The 4,691-nt window shown below is 24.9% G+C and carries 6 protein-coding genes and 1 pseudogene; 4 read left to right on the top strand and 3 right to left on the bottom strand.

The genetic code is table 4. The features are described 5' to 3' along the window. A pseudogene (locus tag AB668_RS05275) lies at positions 1 to 299 on the bottom strand (hypothetical protein); the annotation flags it as partial. Positions 300 to 604: 305 nt separating this feature from the next. On the opposite strand from AB668_RS05275, the gene tsaE reads away from it, so the two are divergent. Genes tsaE through AB668_RS02770 form a run of 3 tightly spaced genes read left to right on the top strand, consistent with a single transcriptional unit; the run spans position 605 to position 2,129 of the window. Beyond that, a complete protein-coding gene (tsaE, locus tag AB668_RS02780) occupies positions 605 to 1,024 on the top strand; it encodes a tRNA (adenosine(37)-N6)-threonylcarbamoyltransferase complex ATPase subunit type 1 TsaE (RefSeq protein ID WP_050517524.1) in 420 nt (139 codons plus the stop codon). Positions 1,025 to 1,026: 2 nt separating this feature from the next. Next, the gene (tsaB, locus tag AB668_RS02775; protein WP_050517523.1) at positions 1,027 to 1,590 is read left to right on the top strand and encodes a tRNA (adenosine(37)-N6)-threonylcarbamoyltransferase complex dimerization subunit type 1 TsaB; all 564 of its coding nucleotides are present in this window, start codon (positions 1,027 to 1,029) and stop codon (positions 1,588 to 1,590) included. A gap of 20 nt (positions 1,591 to 1,610) precedes the next feature. Continuing rightward, a complete protein-coding gene (locus AB668_RS02770; RefSeq protein WP_050517522.1) occupies positions 1,611 to 2,129 on the top strand; it encodes a Bsp6I family type II restriction endonuclease in 519 nt (172 codons plus the stop codon). 28 nt (positions 2,130 to 2,157) lie between these two features. Here the strand turns inward: AB668_RS02770 and AB668_RS02765 are convergent, their stop codons facing one another. Next, positions 2,158 to 3,105: a DNA cytosine methyltransferase gene (locus tag AB668_RS02765; RefSeq protein ID WP_050517521.1), complete on the bottom strand. Its 948-nt coding sequence runs from the start codon at positions 3,103 to 3,105 to the stop codon at positions 2,158 to 2,160. A 157-nt stretch (positions 3,106 to 3,262) separates the two neighbouring features. Between AB668_RS02765 and AB668_RS02760 the strand changes: the two genes are divergently transcribed. Beyond that, on the top strand, positions 3,263 to 4,207 hold the full coding sequence (locus tag AB668_RS02760) for an arginine deiminase (protein ID WP_235443335.1): 945 nt from the start codon (positions 3,263 to 3,265) through the stop codon (positions 4,205 to 4,207). Here the strand turns inward: AB668_RS02760 and AB668_RS02755 are convergent. Beyond that, positions 4,204 to 4,691: transposase (locus AB668_RS02755; protein WP_327138678.1), on the bottom strand; the 488-nt coding region annotated here is incomplete at its 5' end. The genes AB668_RS02760 and AB668_RS02755 overlap by 4 nt on opposite strands.

Raw genomic sequence — 4,691 nt, 5'->3', positions numbered from 1 at the left:
AAAATTCTAAATGCCTCAACACCATAAACGTGCGTCAAGTCTTTCAAAATATCATTTGAAAGATTCTTAGCAAGCATATAGTCACCATAATTTTTTGGTCTTAATTCTATTGATATTTCTTTTTTAGGTACGTATTCTCCATTTATTATATGACCTATGACAGGTCCGTTTTTTGGATAATTCTTACCATTTTTATATTCACATCCAATTCTTTGAATAACAGCTCATGATTTTCCTGTTAATTTAACGATAGTATTTTTTGGTCTTGGAACTTGCCTTATTTCTAATGGTACAGCCATAATATCTTTCCTTTTCTATAGTGTATTATATAGTATATTATAACATAAAAGACAAGTCTTTTAAAAGTATTTTTTAAAAATTTTATTAATTTTTCTAAACAAAAAGAGTACATTTTATTACTAAAACATACTCTTTTATTAAAAATCTTCATTTTTTAATTGTTTTTGTGCTATTTTAACCGAAAAATATAGTGTATATTTTTGGAATTCTTTAATTAACTATATTCCAGATATAAACTTTATTAACTATATTAATATTAAATATTGATATAAAATCAATAATATAGTCAATCATAGGAGTTATTATGAAAGAAATTTATATTAATAATTTAGATGAAACAAAACAATTTGCTAAAACTTTATCTTTAGAAATTAAAAATAAACAACTACCTTTTTATATTTTATTAAATGGTGATTTAGGTGCTGGTAAGACAACTTTTACAAAAACATTATTAAAAGAATTAGGTGTAACTGAAAATGTGTCATCTCCAACTTTTGTAATTATGAATCAATATAAAACTGATCAATTTAATATTAATCATGTTGATGCTTATAGATTGAACAATGATTCAGAAATAGATATGTACTTAGATGAATTTGACAATAGCATTAATGTGATTGAGTGATACGAAAATTTAAATTTAGATTGTGATAAATTAAATAAAATAACAATTGATATTAAAATAATTGATGAAAACAAAAGAATATTTATTATAGGAGAATAATTATGAACCTTTTTATAGATACTACTAATTGAAAACTTGTTTATATTTTAGAAAAAGATAACAAAATAATAGATAGATTAATCATTGATAATAATAAAAAAATATCAGATGTAGCTATAGAGAAATTAAAAGACTTTTTAACTAATAATCAATTAACTATTAAAGATATTGATTCATTTTATTTAACTAAAGGACCTGGTAGTTATACTGGAGTTAGAGTTGGATTGACTATTGTTAAAACTATTAAAGTATTAAATAATAATATTAAAGTTTATTTAATTGATTCACTAATGTTTCAAGCTGGTAAAAATAAAGCAATTTCTATATTAGATGCTAGAGGAAATAAATATTATTTTGCAGTCTATGATCAATTTAAAATTTTAGAAGATATCCAATTAATTGAATCTGATCAATTAGATTTTTATATTAAAAAATATAGCAATTTTAAACTTATTAAAGATTATGAGATAGATTTTGCTAATACTTATTTAGAAACTAAAGAAATGTTTGAGCTAGTTGATGATGTAAACAACATTAATCCTCTTTATGTAAAAGGTTTTATTTAGTGGAAGAAGGGTGTTTTTTTATGTTAAAAGAGATAACAAAAGAAAAGTATAATGAAATAATCACATTGTATCCATTGTGAAAAGAATTAAATAAAAAAATTAAAATATCATATACTCGAGGAATTAATTTTCATGAAATATTTTCAGAATTTATCGTTTGTTATATAAATGGCTATCAAGTCAGTCATAATGGTGGTTCTGAAGATGCTATTTCAAGAGAAGGTTTGAAAGTCCAAATAAAATCATCATCAAATTATAAAATGGATTTAACATCTTTTGGACCTAGAAGTGAATTTGAAATATTGGAATTTGCGAGATTAGATCAAGATAACGATTTATTATATTTATATAAAATTCCAGTGAAAAATTTAAAAAGTATAGAAGTTAAACAAAGTGAAACTTTTGAACAACAGCAAAAATGAAAAAGAAGACCAAGATTTTCTATAATCTCTAAAATAATTGAAAAAGATAATTTAAAACCTTATGCAAAAGTAAATATGATTACAGGAGAATATGAATTTTATATTAAAAATGATTAGGACATCCTAATCATTTTTTTACAGTTCCTTAATTTTCTAAAGCTTTTAAAATATTTTTAGCAATTCTGCTAATAACAGGAACAACTACAGAATTTCCTGCTTGTTTGTAAAGATGTGATTTTGCTAATTTTGGAAGAATAAAATCTTTTGGGTATCCTTGAAAATTAAAACATTCTCTAGGAGTTAGTTTTCTTATACCAAATTGTGTTTTTATCAATGGAACATTATGCCCGCCAGTTCCCATGTTAGCTGTTAGTGTTGGACATAAATTATTTTTGTTTTCTCTTACATATTTTCTTCGTCATTGATAAATAACATTTGTTTTTTTCATATTTTCTTCTAAAGTTTGATAAAAAATATTTTTATCCTTAGAATAATAAAATTCTTCTCCAATATTCTCTTTTTCTAACATATCAGGTATTAATTTTGTTAATTTTTTTGGAAGAGGAAATTCAAATTTATTTCAAGATTGCTCATCTTTAAACCCAACAATATAAATACGTTCTCTATTTTGAGGTATATTTGCGTAGTCTTTTGCATTCAATACTTTGTATTTTATTTTGTAACCATTTTGTTGTAGTGAATCTGTTATGATTTTGAAAGTTTTTCCATTATCGTGAGTTACTAAATTCTTAACATTTTCTAAAAAGATTACTTTTGGTTTTTTAGCAACAATAAATCTTAATGTTTCAAAAAATAGATCTCCAGATTTTTCATCTTCAAAACCTTTTCTGTAGCCAGCAACACTAAAAGAAGTACAAGGAAAGCCTGATAATAATACATCAATTTCTGGAACAGTTTTAGTATCAATAATTCTTATATCATCACCAATTACTTTGATATCAAAATTATTTTCATAAGTTATTCTAGCATTTTTATCGTACTCATTAGCTCATACTGTTTTAAATTTATGTGTTGATTCAAAACCTAAGTCAATGCCACCAACACCAGCAAAAAGACTTGCCATTTTATACATTTTTTCACCTCTTAATATTTTAATGTTATCATTCAATATTAAAAAATGAAGTTATTTTACTAATTGTGAACACATTTGAGAGTACTTCTATTTTTTTTTTTTTTTTGCAATAATATAATTGTAGTCATCTTAGATTGATGATCGGGAGGTATTAAATATGGAAAAAAAGATAAACGTTTTTTCTGAAATAGGAACTTTAAAAACAGTTCTTGTTCATAGGCCAGGAGATGAAGTTGAAAACTTAACTCCTGAACTTTTAGAAAGATTATTATTTGATGATGTTCCGTTTAAAGACGTAGCTATTCAAGAACATAACGCTTTTACCAAATCCATGTGTGATAATGGAATAGAAGTTTTATATATTGAAAAATTAGCAGCGGAAACTTTAGATCAACACCCAGAGCTAAGAGATAAATTCATTGACCAATTCATTTCTGAAGCTAACGTTGAAGAAAAATACAAAGATAAATTCCGTGAATTTATTAGCAGTCTAGATAATTACAGAATGATCAAAAAAATGATTGCTGGTACTAAAAAACTTGAATTAGGAATTGATGAAGGGTATAAAGCATATCCTTTCGTAGCAGATCCACTACCAAACGTGTTATTCCAAAGAGATCCATTCGCAAGTGTTGGACACGGAATAACAATGAACAGAATGTGATCTGTAACAAGAAATAGAGAAACTATTTTCCCTGATTTAGTATTTAAACACCATGAAAGATTTGCAAATCAAGTACCTTACTACTATGAAAGAGATTGAAAAGATGAATCTATCGAAGGTGGAGACATTCTAGTTTTAAACAAAGAAACTTTAATTATTGGAGTTACTCAAAGAACTACACTAAAAGCTATTGAAAAATTTAGTGAAAGATTATTTAATGACCCAGAATCAAACTATACTAAAGTTATTGTTTTAGATTTACCAAAATCACGTGCATTTATGCATTTAGATACAGTGTTTACAAACATTGATTACGATAAATTTATTGCTCACCCATTAATTTTCGATCACATTGATGAATTTAAAATTTATGAAGTTTCAAAAGAAGGAACTAAAGAAATCAAAAAAACATTAATTAAAACTTTCCCAAAAAATTAACTATATAAGACCTTGTTTATTATCTCTTCATTCTTTTTAGCAACTCTTGTTAAGTATCAAATATCAGGTTTATCTGGTATTTGAACTTTTTTATATTGTTTAAAAATTTTCATTATTTCTCTATATGTTTTAGTTTTAAATAAACCTGCATCTTCAAATTTATTTTTAATTCTATAACCAATAATTAATGTAAGCATATTGATAAATTCATCTGCATAAACACTTAAATCATCATGAACTTTAACTGAATCAAGTTCCAAAGTGTTTTTGTAAAAGTCATTAACAAGTTCAATTTCCCATCTTTGCTTATACATATTCAAGGCTTCTTGACATGTTATGTCTTGGTCAGAAACATATGCGATAGTGCCAAATTTGTGTTTCATTTTGTCATATCTTTCTTTTGAGAATTTTTTGCTTGACATAAAGTCGTGTTCTTCTTTGAATGCTCTTTTAACATCTCTAAAACAATAATAATATTTGTCTT

It is taken from the genome of Mycoplasma sp. HU2014 (assembly GCF_001199495.1).
In the GTDB taxonomy this organism is placed as follows: domain Bacteria; phylum Bacillota_I; class Bacilli_A; order Mycoplasmatales; family Mycoplasmataceae; genus Mycoplasma.
This window is presented reverse-complemented; position numbering and strand designations above follow the sequence as displayed.